Source organism: Lactobacillus sp. C449L (genome assembly GCF_059900815.1).
Genome location: NZ_JBWXGA010000156.1, coordinates 1 through 475, shown reverse-complemented (window position 1 = coordinate 475; position 475 = coordinate 1). Strand labels below are relative to the sequence as shown.

The following is a 475-nucleotide window of genomic DNA, read 5'->3' as shown; positions in this document are numbered from 1 at the left end:
CGCCGGTAGTCCGCATGTTTGGCGGCGCGGTCGTAAGCGTCCTTCAGCGCCTGCCGCTCCGGCTGGATCGCCCCGTCCTCCCCGCGCAGCGACTTGTCGACATAAGCGAAGTCGGGATCGGCGAGCGCGACGATGTTCTGGCCGGTGAGCTTCACCGCATTGCTCGCCCCCATGCCGCCGGCGCCGATGATCGCCACGTTGACGCGGTCGCTGGGGGCGAGGGTGGAGGCGGTGGCGCCGAGCACCTCGCGCGGCAGGGCGACGAGGCTCGCCGCGCCGGCGGCGGAGGCGATCAGGGATCGGCGGGTGAAGCCGGCGCGGTCGGTCATGTGCATCCTCTCTCTTGCCTGGCAACTTTGTGGAACAGGCGCGCGCGGCTTGGCAAGGGAAGGCTCGCCACCTTCGCCCTCCCCGCTCGCCGGCGGGAGGGGAATGCGGTCAGTCCGCGATCGCCCAGCGGAGGCCGCCGGCGAGC

The 475-nt window shown here is 72.2% G+C and carries 1 protein-coding gene; it reads right to left on the bottom strand.

Annotation, left to right across the window (positions count from 1 at the left end):
* On the bottom strand, positions 1-329 hold a 329-nt coding region (locus AC2JF9_RS08785; protein WP_500727000.1), incomplete at its 3' end, for a hypothetical protein.
* Between the last annotated feature and the right edge of the window lie 146 nt (positions 330-475).